Genomic DNA, 22,689 nt, shown 5'->3' with positions numbered 1-22,689 from the left:
TGGCTAAACCAAGCGCACAGGCCCCTGGTAGCCTGCCACCAGCTTATCCGAGGTGATTAACAAAAAGCCCTCAGTCTCTGCCTGGGTGACCAGAATCCGGTCAAAGGGATCCTTGTGAATATCCGGGAGGTGGCTTAACGCAAGTGTGTGTTGCGAGGTGATCGGCAATTCCGAATAGCCGTTATCGACAAGGCCGCGCCTCAGCAAATGGGGATCAACCCGAAAATCCGGCCGGCCCAGCCGATTTTTTATGACAACCTCCCAAAGGCTGGCAGCGCTGAAATATAAACGGTTGTTCTCATCGTTGATAAGCGCTGTCGCTTCAGGTGACAACTTGCCGGGCTCAGCGGCTGCCCAGAGAAGAATGTGGGTGTCCAGAAGCAGGTTCACTTCAGCCTCCGAACATCTCGGCTATTTCGTCCTGGCCCATCCGGTCAAAATCGTCCGGCACGGTGAATTCACCTGCCATAAAGCCAATCCTTTTTTGCTGGCTTTCTTCAGGGGAATCATAAGCCGTTACCCGGGCAACCGGCTTCCCCGCTTTGGCGATGATGAATGCTTCGCCCTTGGCAGCGCGGGCAACCAGTTGTGACAGGCGGGTTTTTGCTTCGTGCATGTTGACGGATTCCATGTTGGCTCCATTAGCTTAGTTTATAGGGCTTAGTCTATCATTGGCGAGCTGGTTGAGCTACCCAGGCAGATGACAAGAGCTGCGGGTGAATTTGCCAGTGGATATCGTCCAATTTCTAAATTAACTAAACTGTGCATACCGCTCAAAAAGATCTGTTGCTCTGAAGTGGATCCCAAAATATCGGAGCCCTTATGCCCCAGCCAGCCAACAAAGCCTACCAACTCAAAGTATCACTTCTTGGGGCCCAGCCGCCGATCTGGCGCCGGTTGCTGATTGCGCCGGATACCACGTTTCAGGATCTTCACCGGATTATTCAGTTGGCGATGGGCTGGCAGGCCTGTCACCTGCATATGTTTCGGGCGGGTGATGGCCGGTTGATTGGTGATCCGGCGGAGGATTTCGATGGCATGCTGAATTTTCAGGATGAAACCATGGTGGCGGTGTCTGCTGTGCTCAGCAAGGAAGGGCAGGCGCTGACGTATGAGTATGATTTCGGCGACAGCTGGGAGCATGAGGTGCGGCTTGAAAAGGTCCTGCCGGGCGATCAGGGTGAGCCGTTGCCCCGCTGTATAAAAGCGGTGCGCCAGTGCCCGCCAGAGGATGTCGGTGGCTTGCCCGGATTCTACGACTTCCTGGAAGTCATGGAAGATGCCGCTCACCCGGAGCATGTGGCAGTACGCGAATGGATGGGTGGCGAGTGGTTCGAGCCGGAGTTTGTGGATCTTGATGACATCAACCAGGCACTCGCCGAGCGGGATGCCCTGTTTACCGAAATAGAATCCGAATCCGATACCCCGCCGGCCAGCAACTTCTTCGGCCTTAGCCCCAGCCAGGTCCATGAGCTGCTGCAGAACCCGCTGAATTGCCCCTCTGTGTTCGAGCCGCTGATCAATGCCGAAGCCGTAAACCACGAACTCGACACCGCACCGGTCATCCGGATGGCGAAAGTTCTGGTTGAGGCATTGAAAGGCAAGGGCATCCGCCTCACCGGCAAAGGAAACCTGCCTCTCAAACAGGTCAAGGCCATGATTGAGGCTGGTGGCGAGGGGGTTGCGGCACCGATGGCGAGGTATTCTCCGATTCGCTCCGAGGAGCAGGCTCGATCTGCGATGCGCTCAAGAATGTTGACGCTGTACCAGCTACTTGGCCTGATCGAGCTGGATCCTGAGCATGCACGGTTGCGGGGTGAGGGTGAGCAGAGGATGCGGCGGACGGCGTTGTTTGAGGGGATGTTTGTTAGAGCTTAGTTTCGGGCGCTGCCAAAACGTGTGGCGCAAATTGGAGCGGTTCCAGAGGGTGGGTTAAACTGTTAAGCTAGTTGCAACTAGGGAGTGGGCGTTAATGGCTAATTCCGGATTGCCAGATATCCTGACAGAGCGATCAGGCGAGGTGAATTATCTTTGCCGCAAGTATAATGTGAGCGCCCTTTTCGTCTTCGGATCCGCTGTCACCGGCCGTTTTTCCGAATCAAGCGACCTGGATTTTCTGGTTACTTTTAACCCGGAGCTGTCCGCTATAGCCGTGGCCGAATCCTACTTCGGGCTAAAGGAAGAGCTTGAGGCTCTGTTTTGCCGGCCAGTCGACCTCGTAAGCACGGCCTCGTTGACCAACCCCTATTTTCGAGATGCGGTAATGGAAGAAAGGCAGTCGCTCTATGCAGCGTGAGGCACTGAAATATGTGTACGACATAAAAGTTGCGGCTGAGAAAATTCAGCGATTCGTTGCCGGTAAATCGCAGTCAGAGTATTTCGAAGATGAAATGCTGCAGTCGGCAGTGGAAAGGTAGTTTGAAATAATTGGAGAGGCGATCGGGAAGTTGCATAAAGTGGATGCTGCACTTGCTGATTCCATAACTGATTGCCGGAAAATGATTGCGTTTAGAAATGTGCTTATCCACGGCTATGCGACAGTGGACCCAGTAATAGTCTGGGGTGTCGTTGAATCGAACCTTGGCGGTCTCGCAAGAGAAGTCGGCCTCATTCTGGATTTGTAGTTCTGCGATTCCGTGTTGATGTGGGTCTTGCCAAACTTTGCCATAATCTCGCCAATGGAGGGCTTAAACATGGCAACAATGAATATATCCCTGCCCGATGCGATGAAAACCTGGGCAGAGCAACAGGCGGAATCCGGTAGGTATTCCAATACCAGCGATTATGTTTGTGATCTGATCCGCAAAGATCAGGACCGACGACACAAAATCGACCAGTTACAAGCTCTCGTTTCGGCGGGAATCGCCAGTGGAGAAGGGGCTCGTTCAATGGATGAACTAAGAGCTGCTGCAAAGCATTTAGCCAGGGATGGAGAAGTCGATGAATTACGTTCTCAGCAGGACGGCTGAAGAAGATATCATTTCTATCTCCATGGATTGGAAAACTTTGGTGAAATGCAGGCCGACGTGTATCACTCAAAATTGCAGGCTTGCTTTGAGTTTCTTGCTCGAAACCTGCTCTCCACGCCGGAACGCATGGAATTGTCACCGCCGGTAAGATTACATCCTGTCGGCATATATCGCGGTATACCAAATAATAGACTCGTGCAACATATTCATTGTGAGGGTGCGGCACGAGCGTGAAGACTGGCTAAGAATATAGGTCTCACCCAAAAACCAAAACGGCCGGGTTCTAGCCCGACCGTTTCGATTCCTCAGTTCAGGTTAAGCGACGTTATCCCTGCAGCAACTGCAACACCTGCTGCGGCCTCGCGTTGGCCTGGGCCAGTACCGACAGGCCGGCCTGCTGGAGAACCTGGGTTCGGGCCAGTTCGGCGGATTCCGCGGCGAAGTCGGCATCCTGAATCCGAGAACGAGCTGCGGTCAGGTTTTCGGACGTGGTGCCAAGATTGGCGATGGTAGTCTCAAAGCGGTTTTGGATAGCACCGAGGTCTGCCCGAACGCTGTTAATGGATTGCAGTGCAGAGTCCATGGCGAGGAGGGCCTTGTTAGCACCTTCGATTGTGGAGATATCGACTGTCGCAACGTTCTGCGTCTTGTCAGCGTTCAGAAGCGCTTGATCGAAGCCAATAATGTCGCCGCCTCCGTTAATAGTTACGTTATCGAGTGACTGCAAGGTGACTTCACCTCGGTAAAGAAAACTATTGGATACGGAGGCATCCGTGTTGGCTGTCTGGTCGAAGCCATCCTGGAAAATTGATACAAGGCTAGAGGCTGCTCCTGTATTAGTGGTGTCGCCTTCCGTTATCGACATGGTTTCGTCAATGTCGATATTTCTGCCGTCTTTTGCGCGGAGTACCAACTGCCCAGACGTATCAATTTCTGCGCGAACACCTGTTTGGCTGCTAAATTCGTTGATTGCGGCTTCAGCGTCCGCCAGAGAAATCCCATCACCAGTATCTAGCGTAGTCTCGAGGACTTTTACACCATTGATGTCGATGCTGTAAGTTGCCGTGTCGCCCTCAGCTGCAGGGTCTGTAAAGGTGGCGAGGGAGTTGCTGCCGGGGCCAACCCCAGTGAAACTTTTCTCTGTTTCGGCGAGTGCGCTCACACCATCGAGTGCACTACCATTAATGGCTGCGGCCTTTGCATAGGCGCTGTCAGCTTCTTGGCCAGCGAGCGTTCCTGCGAACCGTGTTGAGTCTGCCACTACGGTTCCGTTGATGATGACGGAGGTGCCCGTCGCCGCGCCACTAACACCGGTTGAGTCGGTGACACCAGCTTGAGCAGCGCCATTCGAGCCGCCGGTTGCCGTACCCAATGTCTCCGCGCCGGTTCGCGCAACTTCACCCGCGACGTCCACTACCGAGCCAATCTGGTTGGCCTTGGTGCCGTCAATGGAGACGCCGATGGTCTGGTTGGCATTTGCGCCAACCTGGAATTGTTGAGTGACATAACTGCCGTCAAGAATCCGCAATCCGTTGAATTCAGTTTCGGAGGCAATCCGGTCGATTTCTTCGATCAGTTGGGACACTTCGGCCTGCAGGGCTTTCCGATCCGAGCCGGAGTTGGTGGCGTTAGCAGATTGGACAGCAAGTTCTCTGATGCGCTGGAGGGCATTGGCGGATTCGCCCAGCGCACCCTCAGCAACTTGGGACAGTGAAATGCCATCGTTGGCGTTCCGGATGGCCTGATTGAGACCTTTCACCTGGCTGGTGAATCGCTCGGAGATGGCGAGTCCGGCGGCATCGTCCTTCGCAGAGTTAATTCGCAAACCCGAAGACAGGCGCTGCAGCGTAGTATCGGCTTCCCGCTGTGACGTATTGAGATTCCGCTGTGCATTCAGCGAAGCAATGTTGGTGTTAATGATCTGAGGCATATCAATTCTCCCTGCTAAGAAGTGCCGGAAGCCTGGTGCCCGATCTTGAAGGGGAACCCTTGCCGGCTGAAATTCGTTAACTTGCCGTTTTGCAGGGTGATAAGCGAAGGGTGTGCCAGTTTTCAGTATTTTTACTCAGGAGACTGTTTCTAAAAGAATTTCTATTACCGGTATCCATATACGGGGCCTTTAACGCGCCAAAGTGCTGCCGCTGGAAAAGGAACTGAATTGCCGGTTTTACATTTGTTAACAAAAACGCTAGTTTTTTTTCTAAAGCAATCGGATGTAGCGCCGTTATTTGAGGTAACAGGGCGGCGCTTCCAAACTGAAAACGGGCGCCAGACCTTTTCCATGAAGTAATGACTTCCGTCGAAGGAGAAGCAATATGGCTCTCAGTATCAACACTAACGTTGCGTCACTGTCTGCACAAAATCAGTTAAACAATTCTCAGAAGTTAAACGATCAGGCGCTGGAGCGTCTGTCCTCCGGTTTGAGGATCAACTCCGCGAAAGATGATGCTGCGGGCCTGGCAATCTCTACGCGTTTTCAGGCTCAAATCTCAGGCCTGAATGTGGCTCAGCGCAACGCTAATGACGGGATTTCTCTGGCGCAGACTGCTGAGGGCGCGCTTGGTGAAGTCACGAATTCTCTTCAGCGAATCCGCGAGCTTTCTGTTCAATCAGCCAACGCAACCAACAGCGCCTCAGATCGCCAAGCGCTGCAGGAAGAAGTGAGTCAGTTGGTAAGCGAAATTGAACGGGTTGCCACTACAACCGAGTTCAATAACACCAAGCTTTTGAATGGCAACTTTACTGCCCAACAGTTCCAGGTAGGAGCCAATGCCAATCAGACCATCAATGTTACTGTCGATGGCGCACGGACAACGCAGATTGGCTCAATTGTAAACGAGAAAGGCACGAACACGGTTTCAGGTGTAGCAACAATTGCCACAGCAGGTACAGCTGAAACAACCGCTGACACATACGCTGGTGTTGACTCCAACCCGATTGATGGCACCAACGTGACAATAAACGGCACTAACATTGTTTCGTCATCAGATTTTACTGGTGAGTTGGCCAGGGGCGAAACCAATGACAGCGCATTTGCGAAGGCAGCTGCAATTAATGCAAGTGATGCTGGCGTTAGCGCCGTTGCATCTAACACTCAAACTATCAGCGTTGGCTCCGCAAATGCTGTAAGTTTTGGTGCCGATGAGGCAGGAGACACCGCAACCTATGCTCTGGCGATTAACGGTGAGAACGTGTTTTCTCAAGATCTTACCTTCGCCAGCCAAACAATTTCCGCAACGGACATTCAAAATGCGGTAAACGCAAAATCAGATACAACAGGAGTTACTGCTTCGTTCAATGCCACCACCAACGAATTGACTTTTACCAACGCATCCGGTGGCAATATTGAGCTGAAAGAAACAGTAAGCGGGGTTGCTGATGGCGGTACAGGAACGGCTGACCCTCTGGATTCCATTCTGACGACTGGTGGTGCGGCGACAGTAACCGCTGGCGATAATACTGCCACTTTCAGGGGTGACATTACGCTGCAATCCAATGAGCTGGTTAATATAACTGCCGGGGCCGCTGTTGTTGGATTCGATGCTACATCTCAGAATATTCTGAATGTCGATACTACCAAGTCAGTGGCGACTGTCGATATCTCAACCGTAGCTGGTGCCAATGAAGCCATATTGGCTATTGACGCCGCTCTTGACAGCATCAATAGTTCAAGGGCTAAGCTGGGTGCGGTCCAAAATCGGTTTGAGTCCACTATTTCTAACATTGCATCCACCGCGGAAAACCTCAGTGCCGCTAACAGCCGCATCCTGGACGCAGACTTTGCCGCTGAAACTGCGAAGCTGTCCAAGTCCCAGGTATTGCAACAGGCCGGCATCTCCGTCCTGGCCCAGGCCAACGCCCGTCCGCAGCAGGTTCTGTCCCTCCTGCAGTAAGGGGCTAGCGGTAACAGCCGGAACCTTCGGGTTCCGGCTTAACGCCGTTTGAGGATAGCGAGGTAAAGCTATGAATGACGTTAACCTGAACAGCCCGGATCTGAAGCTGGTTCGTACCAGTGAGCAAGCACCGGCTCGGGCAATTTCGTCATCTCAGTCCGAAGGCAGGAATGCCTCCGACCTTGCTGGTTCGTCTGCCGCGGTCAACCAGACTCAGAATTCCCAGGTAACTTCAGAGGCGTCAAAAGCTGAGAAGCTGCAGGCTCGGAACGAAGCTACACGGGAGCAACTGGATGATGCGGTTAGTCAACTGAACGATTTTGTTCAGAATGTGCAGCGGGATTTGCAGTTTGAGGTGGATAATGAACTTGGTCAGACGATCGTGAAGGTCGTTGATCAGTCGACCAAAGAAGTCATTCGCCAGATTCCGGATGAACTAGCATTGAGGTTGGCAGAAAACTTGCAGCAGGATGAGCCGCTGACGTTGTTTAACATCAAAGTGTGAGGGTATGCCGCTTTTACTTTGATGAGAATGACGGTATTTCAGCACCGCCTTACCTTCTAGGGTTTGGCGGTGTTTTCGTTTTGGGTGCGAGTTTGAAAATGGGGTCAGAAGAAGGCTTTCTTCTGACCCCGGGCCACTCCCGATTGTTACGCGGTGTTACAAATCGGCGTGAGAAAAAGGCAAAGTTTTGCCGCCTTTTGCCGATAAACTGATCAGAATCGGGTTTTGCCCCCCTTGAGGAGGTATGAGCATGGCAAACATATCATCGTTGGGTCTTGGTTCAGGCGTTCTGAACTCGGATCTGGTAGATCAGCTGGTGCAGGCAGAGCGCGCGCCTACTGAAAACCGGCTGACTCAAAAGACAGAACAGACCCAGGCTCTCATTTCCGCCTATGGAAAGCTGCGCAGCGCCGTTACCGAATTGCGGTTGCCCATGCGCCAGCTCAGTGCCCCGGACAACCTCAAGGCCTTTTCCGCCAGTTCCTCCAATGAAGACATCGCGGTATCCGTGGACAGCACCAGGGCCAGCCGGGGCACCTACAGCGTGGCGGTGACCAGCCTCGCCGGTGCGCAGGCGCTGGCTTCCCGCGATGTGTTTGCCGACCGCGATGCAACCAGCGTCGGGCAGGGGGCGATGACTCTGAATGTTGGCGACAAAACCACGAACCTCACCATTGATAGCAGCAACGACACGCTTCAGGGGCTGGCGAATGCCATCAATGATGCCGACGCCGGCGTGTCGGCGGGTGTGATTGATACCGGCAACGGTTTCCAACTGGTTCTTTCCGCGGATGAGACTGGTACCGCCAATGCCGTCAGTATTTCTGTATTGGGTGACACGGTTGGAACCGATACCGATAACCTGGGGTTGTCGCGCTTTGCCTTCAATACCGGAATGGATGCGGATTCCGGTCTGCGCGAAACCATTGCTGCTTCAGATGCGGTTATGGAAATCAACGGTGTGGAAGTTACCCGTTCCACCAATAGCTTTGAGAACGTGATTGATGGGCTGACGTTTGATATTGCCGCCACAGGCTCTTCCATTATCAAGGTTCAGCAGGATTTTGGTGCGGTTGCGGATCGGGTTCAGGGCTTTGTCGACAAATTCAACAGCCTCCAGTCCACGATCGATAGTCTTGCCGGTTTTAATTCCGAGGCGGGCGTGGGCAGTTTGTTGACGGGCGACAGCACCGTACGGTCGATTCAGAACCAATTGCGCCAGGTGCTGACCCGCGTTGTGCCGGGTCTGGAAAATTCCAGCGTTCGCAGTCTGGCGGATGTGGGCATTACCACCAACTTTGAGACCGGCGGTCTGGAGTTTGACCGGGCGAAGTTTGAAGAGCAGCTCAAGAATAATCCGGATGATGTTACCGCTTTGTTTGCGGAGCGGGGGCGCACGACAGACGGCCAGGTTGAGTTTGTGCGCAGTGGTCTTGATACTGCCCCGGGTAAATACGGCATCAACATTACCCAGGCGGCAACGCAGGGTTCTCTTGTCGCCGGTAGCGCGCTTGCAGATGGCATTGCGATTGATGGAGCGAACGATGAACTCTCGTTTCAAGTCAATGGTGAGACGTCCGTTAGTCTGCTGTTGACTCAGCAAACCTACGCCTCTGCTCAGGATTTGGTGGATGAGATTCAGTCCCAGCTGAATAGCAATAATGCCCTGAATGCGGCAGGCACGTCCGTACAGGTTGAGCTTGATGCGAGCGGCAATCTGAACTTCAGGTCTGCGAAATACGGGAGCGAGTCTTCGGTATCCCTCACTTCGGCGGAAAATCCGGCCACTTTCGGCCTGGATTCTGTTTCGACTTCTTTGGGCGTCGACGTGGCTGGCACTATTGACGGCCGAACTGCCGAAGGCGATGGGCAGGTCCTGTTCCTTGGGAGCGGTAACGGCGGTGCTTCCGGCCTGCAGGTCCGTATACTTGGGGATCAGACCGGAAATCGAGGTTCGATCACGTTTGTTGAGGGTGTTGCCGAACGCACCGTGGATCTGGTGACCAGCTTTGTGGGCGCCGACGGCGTGATCGAATCGCGTACCGAAGGCCTGAATCGGGAACTTGAGCAGATTCAGCAGAACCAGACCCGCCTGGAAGAACGAATCGCAGCTTATCGTGAGCGCTTGGTCAGCCAGTTCACTGCTGCTGACTCCCTGATTTCCCGGCTCAGCAGCACCCAGGATTACGTAAGCCAGCAACTTGCCGCGCTTGCACCCCAAAACAACCGGAACAACAACTGACCGGTCCGGTCCGGTTGGCGAACAGAGAGGTCTAGCATGAACGGTTTACAGGCATACCAGCGGGTAAACACCCAAACCAGCATCACCGATGCGGATCCTCACAAGCTTATCCAGCTGCTTTATAACGGGGCTCTGGAACGCATCAACATGGCGAAGGCCCGCATGCAGGCGAAGGATTATGAAGGCAAGGGTAAGCTGATCACCAAGGCTATCGAAATCATTGGCGGTCTTCGCAGCTTCCTGGACTTTGAAAAAGGTGGCGATCTGGCGGTTCGGCTGGAAGGGCTCTACGACTATATGGAGCGCACGCTGTTCGAGGCGAATGCCAAAAACGATGTCGCCAAGCTGGATGAAGTCGCCGATTTGCTTCGTGCCATCAAGGAGGGCTGGGATGGGATTCGGGAAGAGGCTGTTGGGCAGCAGCAGGCTGTTTGAGGCGACGAATCCGCTGCTCTGAACATGGGTCATGAAGAGGGGGTCAGATGAAAACTTCATCTGACCCATGTTCACCTGATCCTTGGTTTGCGTTATCCCCCGGCCCAATAGCCATTCCCGCTGCAGTTCCGTACAATGTGCGCCTTATTTCGATCAAGAAATTGAGGTATACCCCGGGGTGAGGCTAAATTGGGGTCAGATGAAGTTTTCATCTGACCCCGCCTTCACTCTCACTCTGGGTTCATCCTCCGTTTCCATCCATTCTGTTCAGTCTGGAGCAAGGGCATGTCTGATATCAAAAAGGTGGTGCTGGCCTATTCCGGTGGCCTGGATACTTCCGTCATCGTTCGGTGGTTGCAGGATACCTATAACTGTGAGGTGGTGACCTTCACCGCCGACATCGGCCAGGGCGAGGAAGTGGAACCGGCACGCGCCAAGGCCGAGGCGTTGGGCGTGAAGGAAATCTACATCGAGGATCTGCGCGAGGCGTTTGTGCGCGATTACGTGTTCCCGATGTTCCGCGCGAACACCATCTACGAGGGTGAGTACCTGTTGGGTACATCCATTGCCCGCCCGCTGATTGCAAAGCGTCTGATCGACATCGCCAATGAAACGGGTGCAGATGCCATCTCTCACGGCGCTACCGGTAAGGGTAACGATCAGGTTCGTTTTGAGTTGGGCGCCTATGCGCTCAAGCCCGGTGTAAAGGTGATTGCGCCCTGGCGGGAGTGGGATCTGAACTCCCGCGAGAAGTTGCTCCAGTACTGTGACGAGCGCAATATTCCGGTGGAGAAGAAGAAGGGCAAGAGCCCTTACTCCATGGATGCCAACCTGCTGCACATCTCCTACGAAGGCATCAATCTGGAAGACCCCTGGGCGGAAGCCGAGGAAGATATGTGGCGCTGGAGCGTTTCTCCGGAAACGGCACCAGACACGCCGACTTACGTTGAGCTGACCTATGAGAAGGGCGACATTGTTGCCATCGACGGCCAGGAGATGAAGGCGCATGAAGTGCTGGAAACCCTGAACAAGGTTGCCGGCGCGAACGGTATTGGTCGCCTGGATATCGTCGAGAACCGCTACGTGGGCATGAAGTCCCGTGGCTGCTATGAAACCCCGGGTGGCACCATCATGCTGCGCGCCCACCGCGCCATTGAGTCCATCACCCTGGACCGCGAAGTCGCACATCTGAAAGACAGCATCATGCCGCGCTACGCCGAGGTGATCTACAACGGTTACTGGTGGTCGCCGGAGCGTGAGGCGCTGCAGGCGCTGATCGACCAGACCCAGAGCTATGTGAACGGCACGGTTCGACTGAAGCTCTACAAGGGCAATGTCGATGTGGTTGGCCGTAAGTCTGAGGATTCCCTGTTTGACGAGAAGATCGCCACCTTCGAGGAAGATCAGGGTGCGTACAATCAGAAGGATGCGGAAGGCTTTATCAAGCTGAATGCTCTGCGGCTTCGGATTGCGGCTGGCAAGGGTCGCAAGCTTTAGGGCGTGAAATTGGGGTCAGATGAAAATGGGGTCAGAAGAAAAGTTCTTCTGACCCCATTTTCATCTGACCCCGTTTTCAGCGATCCCCGGGGTCAGGCCCCTGATTCCCCGACTTGGTTCCCGCGAAATTCTCCGGGCGTCTTCCCCGTTACCGCCTTGAACTTCCGGTGAAACGACGTGGTTTCACTGTATCCCAGCCTTAGTGCGATATCCGGAATGGCCAGCTCGCTGTTGCGGAGATAGTCTTCGGCCATTTTTTGCCGCACTTCATCCAGCAGTTTCTGATAGGAAACGCCTTCCTGGCTAAGTTTCCTCTGCAGGGTTCGGCTGGTCATACCCAGGTCTTCTGCCACCATGTCCTGTCGTGTAATGCCGTGCATCAGTTGCTGCTGGATGCTGTGGCGCACTTTTGATCTCAGGTCGCTGTCAGTGTCCAGGGAGGCCAGTTGGCTCAGAGCATGGGCTTCCAGGGTTTTTCGGAGCAGGGGGTCTGGCTGCCGCAGACGGGTTTCCAGCAGAGCCTTTTTGAGGGTAATGCTGTCTTCATCGGCAGAAAAAGTGACTTGACACTGCCATCTTTCCTGATAAGCCTGTTCGAGTTCCGGGCCGGGAGAGGTGCGACGGAGTTGTATGGAGCTGGGTGACGCCTCGTGATCGTCCGCCAGCCAGCGAGCGTAGTTCACCCAGGAGGCAAATACGTTATCTACCAGCTGTGGCCGGACTACGGGATCAGTGTAGTTGCAGTTCCAGCTTAGCTTGATGTCGTCCCCTTTCATGGCAAGGCTGGTGGTGCCCATGTCCCCGACCAGTTTCTCAAAGGGCGCAATCCTTGCCACCGCCTCGCCCAGGGTGGCGCAGCTCATGGTGATGTAGCCCAGGACGCTGTAGGAACCAGGCTGTACAAAATCGCCAGTTTCCAGCCCGAGGATCGGGTTACCGGAGTGTTCGCACAGCAGGTGAATGAAATCCTGAAACTGCTCACCGTTAATGCGGCCGTCGTCCGTGTCCAGAAGATTTGGGTCCAGGCCGGCTTTGGCGAACAGTTTGTTGATATCAACGCCGGCAGATTCAGCAGCACGAGCATACTGGCGCAGGGCGGCGACGGAGGCAGTTCCAAGGGTTTTCATGGTTACAGCGCTGTTTTTGGAGTCTTATAGCTGGAGTATAACGGAACTGGTGCCGAAGCGTCTGGAAGGAAAAATAAAAAGGCCAGCTAAAAAGCTGGCCCAAAAAACAAGGAAAGAACGAAAGTGCCTGAAAAATTCGTTGATCCGGTGGATCTCACTCCCCATATGGCGGCGGAGGTACTGCGCGGCCCCTCCGCCATGGGGGATACTGCTTGAATCCACAATTTCAGAATAAGCCGCCCGCCTCGACCTGTCTGTTTGTGAAGTGTGTATCAGTGTTACTGACTGTGAAGGCGGGGTCAGATGAAAATGGGGTCAGATGAACTTTTCATCTGACCCCATTTTCATCTGACCCCAAGTTCGCTATGCCGTCGCTCCGATCTCCGGTGCTGTTTCGGTAAACCGCCGTGTATCATACGCATCCACCAGCCCCTGCACCGCGGCCCGCTCCATATCCTGTATCGAGGGCGTGCCATTCTGGGCGTCGGCCTTGCAAAGCACCATGCCTGCTTCCACGGAGGTATACCCGGCAGTGGTTTTCAGGGCCTTGTGGTTAATTCCATCGAACACGCGCCGGAAGGCGGTGGTGGTACAGTGGTCGCTGTTGGGGAAGTAGGCAATGATGGCGAACTGGTTGTCGCCCACGCGGCAAAGGGCGTCGATGGGGCGAATCAAGGTGCTCAGCCTGCGGGCAATGCCGATGGCCAGCTCGCTCATGACCGTGGGCGGGTGCTTGCGTTTCAGCTCCTGCCAGTTCCGGATGCCGCAAAGTACGTAAGCGGAACAGCCGCCCCGGGATTCGGCGTGGCGCAGCATTTTATTCAGTCGCTCGCGACCGTATTTGGTGTTGCAGAGGCCGGTTTCCAGGTCGATGATGTTGCTGGATTCCAGTTCCCGGTTGTTCTCAATCAGCAGCGAATTGGCCCGGAGCAGGGTATTCTGCCGGTCTGCCATGCGGTCCGCCGCAAAGATGCGGGGGATGAGTTGCTTGGTCATGTCGGACTTGTAGATGAAGTCATCCACGCCCCGGTCAAAGGCTTTCGAGAGTGCTTCCACACTTTCCCGGGCGGTGAGCAGGATCACATAAGTGTAGTGGTTGTTTTGCTCGTCCTGCTGGCGGACCTGGTCTGTCAGTTCCAGACCATCCATTTCCGGCATCAGCCAGTCGGCGATGAGCACGCTCACGGGTCGCTGTTCGATCAGTTGAAGGGCTTCCGGTGCATTGTTGACGATGCGTACGTCACGATACCCGGCATTTCGCAGGGTGCGGCCAACCACCATACTGCTGAATTTCGCGTCGTCTACTACGAGGATGGGAAGGTCCAGATTCGGCATTGTTATCTTCTTTTTACCAGTCCATTGTCAGATGCGGTATAAGCTGCAGATTGGTATGATTCCCTGCAAATCGAACGGGCGCGGAATGCGAACCCGGGGTCAGATGAACGCTTTCATCTGACCCCACTTTCAGCTTTTCCTCAGTATACCCGCTCAGCGTAACGGAGAATAACGACCATGCCGTCTTTTGACATTGTTTCAGAAATTGATATGCACGAAATCACCAATGCAGTGGACCAGGCCAGGCGGGAATTGGGCAACCGCTGGGATTTCAAGAACGTTGAAGCCGACGTCGAGCTGGACGACAAGGGCATCACCATCAGCGCCGAGCAGGAGTTCCAGCTTGAACAGTTGCTGGATATGCTGCGGATGGCCTTTGCCAAGCGCAATATCGATTCCCGCGCTCTGGCAGAGGATGGCGACAGCAAGTCCGGCAAGCTGGTGAAGCAGCACCTTCTGCTGAAGCAGGGCATAGAAACCGACATGGCGAAGAAGATTGTCAAGATGATCAAGGACGCCAAGCTGAAAGTGCAGGCCAGTATCCAGGGGGACAAGGTTCGGGTAACCGGCAAGAAGCGGGACGATCTGCAAACCGCCATTGCCATGCTCCGCGAAGCCGAGCTGGATATCCCGCTACAGTTCAACAACTTCCGCGACTGATCCGGAGGCTTTACCATCTTAACCGGCACCCGCCTGACCCTGATTCGGGATACGCTTTACACCTACACCCGTTGGCAGGTGATCGCCCTGTTATTCCTGGGGTTCTCGGCGGGTTTGCCGTTTCTGCTGGTGTTTTCCACCCTTAACGCCCGGCTGGCGGATGTCGGGGTGGAAACCGCCACCATCGGTTTTTTCAGCTGGCTGGGTATTACCTATTCAATCAAGGTTTTCTGGGCACCGGTTGTGGACCGCCTGAAACTGCCGCTGCTCGACCGTCTGCTGGGCAAGCGACGAAGCTGGATTATCTTTGCACAGGCGGGTATCGCCACGGGGTTGTACCTGATGGCTCATGTGGATGCCACGGCAGCGCCTGAAATGATGGCTCTTTGCGGCCTGCTGGTGGCCTTTTCCTCCGCAACTCAGGATGTGGCCATTGATGCCTACCGCATCGAGATTGCCGAGGAGCGGCTCCAGGCGGCCCTGGCTGCGACGTATATCTTTGGTTACCGTCTGGCGCTTCTGGTGGCCGGCGCCGGTGCTCTGTACCTGGCAGAATTCTGGTCCTGGCAGGTGTCCTATGAGGTGATGGCTGCCCTCGTGGGCGTTGGAGCTTTGACGGTTTTGATCGTTCGCGAACCCACCGTGAACCACTTTGCCGCCGCTCAGGACATTGCCCACAAGATCGAGCAGGAGGCCAGCAAGCGGACTCATCTCAATCCCCGGCTGGCGCGACTTGTCGGCTGGTTCTATGCCGCCGTTGCCGGTCCGTTCCTGGATTTCTTCCGCCGCTATAAAGAGCTTTCCATCGCGATTTTGCTGATGGTGGCGGTGTACCGGATTGCGGACATCGCCATGGGGGTGATGGCCAATCCCTTCTACCTGGACTTCATGGGCTTTAGCAAAACCGAGGTAGCGGACGTTACCAAGATTTTCGGTTTCTTCATGACCATCGCGGGTTCACTGCTGGGGGGGGTGATGGTGGTTCGCTACGGTGTGCGGCGTATTCTGCTGCTGGGCGCAATCATGACCGCCGCAACCAACCTTTTGTTTGTTCTGCTGGCCCAGTACCCACCCAATCTCATTACGCTTGCGGCGGTGGTCAGTGCCGATAACCTGAGCGGCGGTATTGCCAATGTGGCGCTGATTGCCTGGCTTTCGAGCATGACCAGCGCCTCGTTTACGGCAACTCAGTACGCGTTGTTCAGCTCGTTGATGACGTTACCGGGCAAGTTTCTCGGTGGTTTCTCCGGCATTGTGGTCGCCGGGTTTGGCTATGCGGAGTTCTTCCTGGTCTCTGCGGTTATGGGTGTGCCAGCGGTTCTTCTGGCAATGTTTATGATTCGCCAGGGAAAGCGGCTGGACGCTTTGGCGCCTCGGAATAAAGAGGGGTCAGATGAAAATGGGGTCAGATGAACTTTCATCTGACCCCATTTTCATCTGACCCCGAGTTCAATGAGATCGTGGGATGTCTGAACCGACTAAAGATCAAAAGATCTGGCAAGTGGTATTGGCCGTTCCCAGGGGGAAGGTGGTCAGTTATGGCCAGGTAGCAGAGATGGCCGGGCTTGGTCGGCAGGCGCGGTACATCGGAAGGGCGTTGGGTAGGTTGCCGGAGGGGCATTCGGTGCCTTGGTATCGGGTGATTCGCAGTAACGGCCAGATTGCTTTTCCCGTGGGTTCAGAGAAATACCAGGAGCAGGTAAGCCGGCTTGAAGCTGAGGGTGTAGAAGTCACTCACGGGCGGGTTTCGATGTCGCGGTTTCGGTGGCAATGAGAGTATGGAGGTGATCCAGCACGTCGGCTTTTGCCCCGGCAGGTGCTCGTGAAAGCCGTTCTTCGATATAGCGCTGAACCTTGTCAATTGCCTTCAGGCACTGTTCGTATAATTCCCGCGTTCTGGCCGAGCTCAAGTCACATACCTGAATGCCAAACCGCTCTAAATGCTTTCTTGGCCACCATTTTTTGCTGCCCATAAGGGTAAGGGCCGAGATGTCCTGCCTGATGTAGGCCGTGGTGCAAACGACATCGTAGGCCGGGGCCAGTCTGATGGCATCAATGCTTTCGTAAACCAGGCCAAAGTTCTTCAGGTGGGCGTCGCCATTCTGCAGGATGTTGTTCAGGACGATCATCTTGAAAAACTGCTCCAGGGAGGCGGCTTTGTTTTCCGCGCTCACAAAGGTCTTAATGGTTTTGGCAATCTGCTCGTAGCTGCCGGTGTACTTTTCCTCCCGCTGTTTTGCCTGAAGCACGCACATGTCTTCAAAGCCCAGAGCCACACCGCTGTCTTTCAGATCGAACCGCTTCATGATGAACAGGGATTCGTCATCCGAGAGGTAGAATTCAGGGACGGGAATGCCGGCATTCTGGCAGGCTAGCATGCAGCAGTATTCATTGAGGGCCAGCTCCGGATAATCCGGGCCCCAGGCTTTAACAATGTAGTCTTCAAGGTGAAGCGTCGCCTTGTTTTCCAGTGTCGCGAGGACCTTGGGCTGCACACCGCTCAGTGCAGAGCGAAGCGCAAAACGCGACACCAGTTCCTCGAACAGATCGGGGTTGCCAGAGTGCAAGAGCGTGTCGAGGCTCAGTGATCTCTCTCCGGGGTGATCATCAGGGTTGAATTCGATTCGGCCACGTATGTTTGGCGCGAGCAGTCGAAGAAGCCCGAAGTCGTCGGTATCCGTGAGTTTGGCAAACTGCTTTTTGATAACGGCGAGCAGGTAGCCCTCTGGCAGGTGCATCTCGAAAACAGGGTGCAGCTGTGGATGGGTATAATCTTTCTTTCGCACCGGCATGGTCAGCGAGACGAACGCGTCCGGACGGGCTTGTCCGGAATAGCTGAACACGTATTCGCCAGATTCCCGGAAAAGTCTCCCGGCAGGCCGCTGATGTACATGAACGTCGAGTTCATCGCTCATCACGCAGCTCCTCTAGTGTCGGGAACGGAGACTTGTCCCGGATAGCCAGTTCCTTTCCCAGGTAGTCCAGGATTTTCATAACCTTGCGGATGCCAATATCGCCGGACCGGCCGTTTTCCAGGGCATTGACGGTGGCACGGGAGATGCCCAGGTGGTCTGCCAGCTTCTGCTGGGAGACTCCTTGTTGCCGCCGGTGCAGGGCGATGTCGTGTCCGAGAGTTTGGAAATCCATTTTGGGCTCTGAGTGGCTAAAATAATTTACATCATTGGTTATTTTTTGTGATTTGTAAAGTATTTTAGCTTAATGCCAGCTCGTCCCTGATCTGGCATTACTTCCGGTGAGTTGCGGTTGATTACAGCCGCAAAGCCCCATCCACTTCAATTATCCGCCCGGAGACATAGTCATTCTCAAAGATAAACGCCGCCGCCGAGGCGATTTCTTCCGGCTGGCCCATACGCTTGAGCGGAATGCCGGCGATCATTTTTTCCAGGGCTTCCGGTTTCATGGAGGCGGTCATTTCGGTTTCGATAAAGCCGGGAGCTATGCCTGCACAGCGGATGCCGTGGCGGGCGAGTTCCCTGGCCCAGACCGGAACCAGGGCGGAGACGCCGGCTTTGGCGGCGGAGTAGTTGCTCTGGCCCATGTTGCCGGCGCGGGAGATGGAGGCAATGTTGATGATCACACCCTGGTCGCCGTTCTTGATCATCTGGGTGGCGGCTTCGCGACCGCAGAGGAAGACGCCGGTGAGATTGACGTCGATCACGGCCTGCCACTGGGACAGTTCCATGCGGCGCTCAACTTTGCACTCTTTGGCTTTGACCATCAGGCAGTCGCGGAGGATGCCGGCATTGTTGATCAGACCATTGAGGTGGCCGAAGTCTTTGATGATGGCTTCGAAGGTTTTCTCGACGTCTTCTTCTTTCGCCACGTTGCAAATGTAGCTTTTTGCCTCTGAACCGGCGGCTTTGCAGGCGGCGACGGCTTCGTCCAGTTTTTCCGGCATCAGGTCGATCAACGCGACTTTTGTGCCTTTGGAGGCAAGGTGTTCAGCCATGGCACGGCCCAGACCCTGGCCGCCACCGGTAATCGCAATCACGGAATCTTGAAGTTTCATGTTTTGCCCTAACTAAATTGAATGAGGTTCAGCAGTTTCTGTGTGCCTGTATCTCTACGCAAACCAGAGACAAATGTTTTTTAAGTGTGCGGCCCGCACCTTGCCACGTGCGCGTCACCGGGTAAGAGGCTTGTGGAATGTTGGAGGCCATGGATGGCCGGAAACAAGCGTACATGGACGTACTCGCAGCGGTTCCACAAGCCTCTTACCCGGTGACGCGCTAACTCACAATGCCGGACCGCATTCTCATTTTGAGGGCTGCGAGTATACCAGACCTTCTGAAATTCCTGTTCAGACCGCGAGGGCCTGATGTCTGTATTTCTCTTTTTATTCATTATCATGCCGATTGCCGAGATGGCGGTATTGATCAAAGTGGGCGGCATGATTGGTGTACTGAACACCGTGGGGCTGGTGTTACTGACGGCCGTTATTGGTGCCTGGCTTTTACGCCAGCAGGGTCTGGCAACACTGTTGAAGGCCAGCCAGCGCCTGAACAGTGGTGAACTACCCGCCAGGGAGGTTGCTGAAGGCCTGATTCTGGCTGTCGGTGGTGCCTTGCTGCTTACACCGGGGTTCATCACCGATACCGTCGGCTTTTTGTGCCTGATCCCGGGAACCCGCCACTGGCTGGCGGCCCAGGCACTGAAGCGGATGGTGGTGGCTGGCCGGAGCCGGAGTTTCCATTTCCGTTCCGGGGGTGAGTCGAATCCCTTCGGGCATGATCCGTTTGGTGGCCGGGAAAACCCGTTCGGACAGCAACGTCCGTTTGACCGGGACAGCAAGGGTGACATCATCGAAGGCGAGTACCAGGATGAGACGGAATCCGATCACGACCGGATCGAAAAAAAGTGAAAAATTTTTCTCTCGGGGTGTTGAAAACCCCTACCTGCTACCCCACATAGGAAACACAAGTTCGCCGCGGGCTCATAACCTCTGAAAAACAGATGGTTAGCAGCCGGGCAATTTGTCGGATTATGCTTTGCTGATCCGACTTTCAACAGCAAATGTCATTGCCACATTAATCTGACTATTGGAGAAACCGAGCAATGAAAATTCGTCCGCTACACGATCGTGTTGTCGTGCGCCGTAAGGAAGAAGAAGAGAAAACTGCAGGTGGCATCGTGCTGCCGGGCAACGCCAAGGAAAAGCCGTCCCAGGGTGAGGTAATTGCCGTGGGCAATGGCCGTATCCTCGATAACGGCGAGACCCGTGCGCTGGCGGTGAAGGTGGGTGACACCGTGGTTTTTGGTCAATACGCCGGTAATACCGTAAAGGTGGACGGCGAAGAGCTCCTGATTATGAGCGAGAACGACATCTACGGCGTGCTTGAGTGATCGCATAAGCGACCGGCACGAACTCTCATTATTCCGACTGACTCAACAAATTCGGTTTAACGAACAGGAATAGAAGACATGGCAGCAAAAGACGTTAAATTCGGTGATAGCGCTCGTAAGCGCATGGTCGCAGGCGTCAACGTTCTGGCAGACGCGGTTAAGGTGACCCTGGGCCCGAAAGGCCGTAACGTGGTTCTGGAAAAATCCTTTGGCGCGCCAACCATCACCAAAGATGGTGTTTCCGTCGCCAAGGAAATCGAGCTGAGAGACAAGTTCGAGAACATGGGCGCTCAGATGGTCAAGGAAGTTGCTTCCCAGACCAACGACACTGCCGGCGACGGTACCACTACCGCGACCGTTCTGGCCCAGTCCATTGTAAACGAGGGTGTTAAGGCGGTAACCGCCGGCATGAACCCGATGGATCTGAAGCGTGGCATCGACAAGGCCACTGCCCAAGCCGTGAAGGCGATCCGTGAGATGGCCAAGCCGTGCGACGACAACCGCAACATTGCTCAGGTAGGCACTATCTCTGCCAACGGCGACGAGGCCATCGGCAAGATCATTGCTGATGCCATGGAGCGTGTTGGTAAGGAAGGCGTGATTACTGTCGAGGAAGGCCGTGGCCTGGAAGACGAGCTGGACGTGGTTGAAGGCATGCAGTTCGACCGAGGCTTCCTGTCTCCGTACTTCATCAATAACCAGGACAACATGTCTGCCGAGCTGGATGACCCGTACATCCTGCTGGTCGACAAGAAGATCTCCAACATCCGCGAACTGCTACCGGTGCTGGAATCGGTTGCGAAAGCTGGCAAGCCGCTGATGATCATCGCTGAAGACATCGAAGGCGAAGCGCTGGCAACTCTGGTTGTGAACAACATGCGCGGTATCGTGAAGGTGTCGGCTGTGAAGGCTCCCGGCTTCGGTGACCGCCGCAAGGAAATGCTGCAGGACATCGCGATCCTGACTGGCGGCACTGTGATTTCCGAGGAAGTAGGTCTGTCTCTGGAAAACACCTCTCTGGATGACCTGGGCACTGCCCGGCGCGTCAACATCACCAAGGAAAACACCACGGTAATTGGCGGTGCCGGTGCCCAGGCAGACATCGAAGCCCGTGTTGAGCAGATCCGCAGGCAGATCGAAGACAGCACTTCCGATTACGACAAGGAAAAGCTGCAGGAGCGGGTTGCCAAGCTGGCGGGCGGTGTTGCCGTCATCAAGGTGGGCGCCGGTTCCGAGGTGGAAATGAAAGAGAAGAAAGCCCGCGTTGAGGACGCGCTGCACTCTACCCGCGCTGCGGTCGAAGAGGGCATCGTGCCTGGTGGCGGTGTCACCCTGATCCGTGCCATTGCGGCTCTGGACAAGGTGGATGCGCTCAACGAAGAGCAGAAAGCCGGTGTGAACATCCTGCGCCGTGCCATGGAAGCGCCGCTGCGCCAGATCGTGTACAACGCAGGTGGCGAGTCTTCTGTGGTGGTTGCCAAGGTTCGCGAAGGTGAAGGCGCCTTTGGCTACAACGCTGCTACCGAAGCGTACGGCGATATGCTGGAAATGGGCATCCTGGATCCTGCCAAGGTAACCCGCTCCGCGCTGCAGGCTGCGGCTTCCGTTGCGTCTCTGATCATCACCACCGAGGCGATGGTTGCAGACGAGCCGGAAGACGAGAAAGCCGGTGGTATGCCAGACATGGGCGGCATGGGCGGAATGGGAGGTATGGGCGGCATGATGTGATGCCGGCCTGATCCTGGCCCTTTAAAAACCCCGCGCTGGTTCACACTGGCGCGGGGTTTTTGTTTTTTTGTCATGAACTTGCGCCATGCCTTTGCTAGACTCGGCTTCCGGTCCATTTTCTGTGTGTAGCTGAATGAGTGACGCTGAACCAAGGCCCTTTCTCCGCCCCGGCAAGGTGTTTTTGCTTCTGTTGCTGGGTGCTCTGGTTTATCTGTTGTCACTGGTGTTTCTGGTACCCGCCGGCTGGGTCTGGCAGCAGGTGTCTGCCCAGGTGCCACTGCCGGCCCAGGTGCAGGTCCGGCAGGTGGCCGGCAGGCTTTGGGATGGCGAGGCTGGTGTGATTGTGGCGGGTTTTCCGCTGCGTGTGGACTGGCGCCTGCACCTGCCCTCCGTTACCCGCCTGGAACTGCCGCTCCGGGTTTCCGTGGAATCGTCACAATCTTCGCTGGATGGTGATGTTATGATCGGATGGCCAGCCAGCGCCCGAATGAACGCGCGCGGGCAAGTGGCGGTTGCGGAATTTGAGGCGTTTATCCGCCAGAGTGGCGGCGCGATGATTGAGGGTGTGGTGACCATTGATCGTCTTGAAATGGCGTGGGCGGACAACCGGATTACCCGGGCTGAGGGCCTCGGGCGCTGGGGTGGCGGGCTGGTTACCTGGCCCATGGGCGATCAGCGAGGCCAGGCTGAATTCCCGCCGATGCAGGCGACACTGGATACTGTAGAGAGCAGCCAGGGTGGTGTGGCCCTGACCGTTGCCGAACAGGGTGGAGAAGGCCCGGCGGCGGATGCAACGATATTCTGGAATGGGATGATGGAGCTGCGTGTCTACAAACGCATGGTGGATCTGGCCGGCCAGCCGTGGCCGGACTCCGCCAGCCCGGGGGACGTCGTGTTCCGGGTACGGCAGCCGCTTATCCCGGGGGCACGATAG

The 22,689-nt window shown here is 55.3% G+C and carries 25 protein-coding genes; 17 read left to right on the top strand and 8 right to left on the bottom strand.

Annotation, left to right across the window (positions count from 1 at the left end; genetic code table 11):
* Positions 1-3: 3 nt before the first annotated feature.
* Complete coding sequence (locus tag QPL96_RS02645) at positions 4-390, bottom strand: type II toxin-antitoxin system VapC family toxin (RefSeq protein ID WP_303285395.1); 387 nt, start codon at positions 388-390, stop codon at positions 4-6.
* Between the two features lies 1 nt (position 391).
* A complete protein-coding gene (locus QPL96_RS02640; RefSeq protein ID WP_303285394.1) occupies positions 392-631 on the bottom strand; it encodes a type II toxin-antitoxin system Phd/YefM family antitoxin in 240 nt (79 codons plus the stop codon).
* Positions 632-822: 191 nt separating this feature from the next.
* Here QPL96_RS02640 and QPL96_RS02635 point away from each other — a divergent pair, with 191 nt between their 5' ends.
* The 5 genes from QPL96_RS02635 to QPL96_RS19415 all read left to right on the top strand — a co-directional run bounded on the left by QPL96_RS02635 (position 823) and on the right by QPL96_RS19415 (position 3,222).
* A complete protein-coding gene (locus QPL96_RS02635; protein ID WP_303285393.1) occupies positions 823-1,878 on the top strand; it encodes a plasmid pRiA4b ORF-3 family protein in 1,056 nt (351 codons plus the stop codon).
* Between the two features lie 94 nt (positions 1,879-1,972).
* Complete coding sequence (locus QPL96_RS02630; protein ID WP_303285392.1) at positions 1,973-2,296, top strand: nucleotidyltransferase family protein; 324 nt, start codon at positions 1,973-1,975, stop codon at positions 2,294-2,296.
* Positions 2,297-2,447: 151 nt separating this feature from the next.
* Positions 2,448-2,624, top strand: a complete 177-nt coding sequence (locus QPL96_RS02625; protein ID WP_339754619.1) for a HepT-like ribonuclease domain-containing protein — start codon at positions 2,448-2,450, stop codon at positions 2,622-2,624.
* A 69-nt stretch (positions 2,625-2,693) separates the two neighbouring features.
* Positions 2,694-2,969, top strand: coding sequence for a type II toxin-antitoxin system ParD family antitoxin (locus QPL96_RS02620; protein ID WP_303285387.1), 276 nt, complete (start codon positions 2,694-2,696; stop codon positions 2,967-2,969).
* 154 nt (positions 2,970-3,123) lie between these two features.
* Complete coding sequence (locus QPL96_RS19415) at positions 3,124-3,222, top strand: type II toxin-antitoxin system RelE/ParE family toxin (RefSeq protein WP_368388900.1); 99 nt, start codon at positions 3,124-3,126, stop codon at positions 3,220-3,222.
* A gap of 72 nt (positions 3,223-3,294) precedes the next feature.
* On the opposite strand, the gene QPL96_RS02615 is transcribed toward QPL96_RS19415, so the two are convergent.
* A complete protein-coding gene (locus QPL96_RS02615) occupies positions 3,295-4,899 on the bottom strand; it encodes a flagellin (protein ID WP_303285386.1) in 1,605 nt (534 codons plus the stop codon).
* A gap of 385 nt (positions 4,900-5,284) precedes the next feature.
* Between QPL96_RS02615 and QPL96_RS02610 the strand changes: the two genes are divergently transcribed.
* From QPL96_RS02610 to QPL96_RS02590, 5 genes are all read left to right on the top strand, one after another.
* Positions 5,285-6,862, top strand: coding sequence for a flagellin (locus QPL96_RS02610; protein ID WP_303285385.1), 1,578 nt, complete (start codon positions 5,285-5,287; stop codon positions 6,860-6,862).
* A 70-nt stretch (positions 6,863-6,932) separates the two neighbouring features.
* The gene (locus QPL96_RS02605) at positions 6,933-7,367 is read left to right on the top strand and encodes a flagellar protein FlaG (protein WP_303285383.1); all 435 of its coding nucleotides are present in this window, start codon (positions 6,933-6,935) and stop codon (positions 7,365-7,367) included.
* Between the two features lie 250 nt (positions 7,368-7,617).
* Entirely contained in the window at positions 7,618-9,609 is a 1,992-nt protein-coding gene (gene fliD, locus QPL96_RS02600; RefSeq protein WP_303285382.1) for a flagellar filament capping protein FliD, read from the top strand.
* Between the two features lie 36 nt (positions 9,610-9,645).
* Positions 9,646-10,044, top strand: a complete 399-nt coding sequence (fliS, locus tag QPL96_RS02595; RefSeq protein WP_303285381.1) for a flagellar export chaperone FliS — start codon at positions 9,646-9,648, stop codon at positions 10,042-10,044.
* A gap of 285 nt (positions 10,045-10,329) precedes the next feature.
* A complete protein-coding gene (locus QPL96_RS02590) occupies positions 10,330-11,541 on the top strand; it encodes an argininosuccinate synthase (protein WP_303285380.1) in 1,212 nt (403 codons plus the stop codon).
* A 92-nt stretch (positions 11,542-11,633) separates the two neighbouring features.
* On the opposite strand, the gene QPL96_RS02585 is transcribed toward QPL96_RS02590, so the two are convergent.
* Together QPL96_RS02585 and QPL96_RS02580 are read right to left on the bottom strand one after the other, a co-directional pair.
* Positions 11,634-12,668: an AraC family transcriptional regulator gene (locus tag QPL96_RS02585; protein WP_303285378.1), complete on the bottom strand. Its 1,035-nt coding sequence runs from the start codon at positions 12,666-12,668 to the stop codon at positions 11,634-11,636.
* A gap of 363 nt (positions 12,669-13,031) precedes the next feature.
* Positions 13,032-14,003, bottom strand: coding sequence for a response regulator (locus tag QPL96_RS02580; RefSeq protein WP_303285377.1), 972 nt, complete (start codon positions 14,001-14,003; stop codon positions 13,032-13,034).
* Between the two features lie 177 nt (positions 14,004-14,180).
* Here QPL96_RS02580 and QPL96_RS02575 point away from each other — a divergent pair, with 177 nt between their 5' ends.
* The 3 genes from QPL96_RS02575 (at position 14,181) to QPL96_RS02565 (ending at position 16,437) form a co-directional block, all read left to right on the top strand.
* The gene (locus tag QPL96_RS02575) at positions 14,181-14,663 is read left to right on the top strand and encodes a YajQ family cyclic di-GMP-binding protein (RefSeq protein WP_303285376.1); all 483 of its coding nucleotides are present in this window, start codon (positions 14,181-14,183) and stop codon (positions 14,661-14,663) included.
* A gap of 78 nt (positions 14,664-14,741) precedes the next feature.
* Entirely contained in the window at positions 14,742-16,076 is a 1,335-nt protein-coding gene (locus QPL96_RS02570; protein ID WP_303285375.1) for an MFS transporter, read from the top strand.
* 52 nt (positions 16,077-16,128) lie between these two features.
* Positions 16,129-16,437 (top strand): MGMT family protein, encoded by a 309-nt coding sequence (locus QPL96_RS02565; RefSeq protein ID WP_303285374.1) that lies wholly within the window; start codon positions 16,129-16,131, stop codon positions 16,435-16,437.
* Here QPL96_RS02565 and QPL96_RS02560 read toward each other — a convergent pair.
* The 3 genes from QPL96_RS02560 to QPL96_RS02550 form a co-directional block, all read right to left on the bottom strand.
* The gene (locus tag QPL96_RS02560) at positions 16,394-17,578 is read right to left on the bottom strand and encodes a type II toxin-antitoxin system HipA family toxin (protein ID WP_303285373.1); all 1,185 of its coding nucleotides are present in this window, start codon (positions 17,576-17,578) and stop codon (positions 16,394-16,396) included. The two genes, QPL96_RS02565 and QPL96_RS02560, sit on opposite strands and share 44 nt — an antisense overlap.
* Positions 17,568-17,810 carry a helix-turn-helix transcriptional regulator gene (locus tag QPL96_RS02555; protein WP_303285372.1) on the bottom strand — a complete coding sequence of 81 codons (243 nt, stop codon included), beginning with the start codon at positions 17,808-17,810 and terminating at the stop codon, positions 17,568-17,570. The genes QPL96_RS02560 and QPL96_RS02555 overlap by 11 nt, the downstream gene beginning before the upstream one ends.
* Positions 17,811-17,931: 121 nt before the next feature.
* Positions 17,932-18,693, bottom strand: a complete 762-nt coding sequence (locus QPL96_RS02550) for an SDR family oxidoreductase (RefSeq protein WP_303285370.1) — start codon at positions 18,691-18,693, stop codon at positions 17,932-17,934.
* A 309-nt stretch (positions 18,694-19,002) separates the two neighbouring features.
* Here QPL96_RS02550 and QPL96_RS02545 point away from each other — a divergent pair, with 309 nt between their 5' ends.
* The 4 genes from QPL96_RS02545 to gspN all read left to right on the top strand — a co-directional run bounded on the left by QPL96_RS02545 (position 19,003) and on the right by gspN (position 22,689).
* On the top strand, positions 19,003-19,545 hold the full coding sequence (locus tag QPL96_RS02545) for an FxsA family protein (RefSeq protein WP_303285369.1): 543 nt from the start codon (positions 19,003-19,005) through the stop codon (positions 19,543-19,545).
* Positions 19,546-19,739: 194 nt separating this feature from the next.
* Positions 19,740-20,027, top strand: coding sequence for a co-chaperone GroES (gene groES / locus QPL96_RS02540; RefSeq protein ID WP_011785505.1), 288 nt, complete (start codon positions 19,740-19,742; stop codon positions 20,025-20,027).
* A gap of 78 nt (positions 20,028-20,105) precedes the next feature.
* A complete protein-coding gene (groL, locus tag QPL96_RS02535; RefSeq protein ID WP_303285368.1) occupies positions 20,106-21,755 on the top strand; it encodes a chaperonin GroEL in 1,650 nt (549 codons plus the stop codon).
* Between the two features lie 133 nt (positions 21,756-21,888).
* The gene (gene gspN, locus QPL96_RS02530; RefSeq protein WP_303285367.1) at positions 21,889-22,689 is read left to right on the top strand and encodes a type II secretion system protein N; all 801 of its coding nucleotides are present in this window, start codon (positions 21,889-21,891) and stop codon (positions 22,687-22,689) included.

This window comes from Marinobacter sp. SS8-8 (assembly GCF_030540945.1).
GTDB lineage: Bacteria > Pseudomonadota > Gammaproteobacteria > Pseudomonadales > Oleiphilaceae > Marinobacter.
The sequence above is the reverse complement of the archived record's forward strand: the minus strand, read 5'-3'. Positions and strand labels throughout refer to the sequence as shown.

Coding starts and splice junctions, on each gene's coding strand:
- QPL96_RS02585 (WP_303285378.1), bottom strand. CDS start 12,668: ATGAAAACCCTTGGAACTGCCTCCGTCGCCGCCCTGCGCCAGTATGCT.
- fliS (WP_303285381.1), top strand. CDS start 9,646: ATGAACGGTTTACAGGCATACCAGCGGGTAAACACCCAAACCAGCATC.
- QPL96_RS02545 (WP_303285369.1), top strand. CDS start 19,003: ATGTCTGTATTTCTCTTTTTATTCATTATCATGCCGATTGCCGAGATG.
- QPL96_RS02610 (WP_303285385.1), top strand. CDS start 5,285: ATGGCTCTCAGTATCAACACTAACGTTGCGTCACTGTCTGCACAAAAT.
- QPL96_RS02565 (WP_303285374.1), top strand. CDS start 16,129: ATGTCTGAACCGACTAAAGATCAAAAGATCTGGCAAGTGGTATTGGCC.
- groL (WP_303285368.1), top strand. CDS start 20,106: ATGGCAGCAAAAGACGTTAAATTCGGTGATAGCGCTCGTAAGCGCATG.
- groES (WP_011785505.1), top strand. CDS start 19,740: ATGAAAATTCGTCCGCTACACGATCGTGTTGTCGTGCGCCGTAAGGAA.
- gspN (WP_303285367.1), top strand. CDS start 21,889: ATGAGTGACGCTGAACCAAGGCCCTTTCTCCGCCCCGGCAAGGTGTTT.
- QPL96_RS02550 (WP_303285370.1), bottom strand. CDS start 18,693: ATGAAACTTCAAGATTCCGTGATTGCGATTACCGGTGGCGGCCAGGGT.
- QPL96_RS02615 (WP_303285386.1), bottom strand. CDS start 4,899: ATGCCTCAGATCATTAACACCAACATTGCTTCGCTGAATGCACAGCGG.
- QPL96_RS02590 (WP_303285380.1), top strand. CDS start 10,330: ATGTCTGATATCAAAAAGGTGGTGCTGGCCTATTCCGGTGGCCTGGAT.
- QPL96_RS02620 (WP_303285387.1), top strand. CDS start 2,694: ATGGCAACAATGAATATATCCCTGCCCGATGCGATGAAAACCTGGGCA.
- QPL96_RS02580 (WP_303285377.1), bottom strand. CDS start 14,003: ATGCCGAATCTGGACCTTCCCATCCTCGTAGTAGACGACGCGAAATTC.
- QPL96_RS02605 (WP_303285383.1), top strand. CDS start 6,933: ATGAATGACGTTAACCTGAACAGCCCGGATCTGAAGCTGGTTCGTACC.
- QPL96_RS02640 (WP_303285394.1), bottom strand. CDS start 631: ATGGAATCCGTCAACATGCACGAAGCAAAAACCCGCCTGTCACAACTG.
- QPL96_RS02630 (WP_303285392.1), top strand. CDS start 1,973: ATGGCTAATTCCGGATTGCCAGATATCCTGACAGAGCGATCAGGCGAG.
- QPL96_RS02635 (WP_303285393.1), top strand. CDS start 823: ATGCCCCAGCCAGCCAACAAAGCCTACCAACTCAAAGTATCACTTCTT.
- fliD (WP_303285382.1), top strand. CDS start 7,618: ATGGCAAACATATCATCGTTGGGTCTTGGTTCAGGCGTTCTGAACTCG.
- QPL96_RS02575 (WP_303285376.1), top strand. CDS start 14,181: ATGCCGTCTTTTGACATTGTTTCAGAAATTGATATGCACGAAATCACC.
- QPL96_RS02560 (WP_303285373.1), bottom strand. CDS start 17,578: ATGAGCGATGAACTCGACGTTCATGTACATCAGCGGCCTGCCGGGAGA.
- QPL96_RS02555 (WP_303285372.1), bottom strand. CDS start 17,810: ATGGATTTCCAAACTCTCGGACACGACATCGCCCTGCACCGGCGGCAA.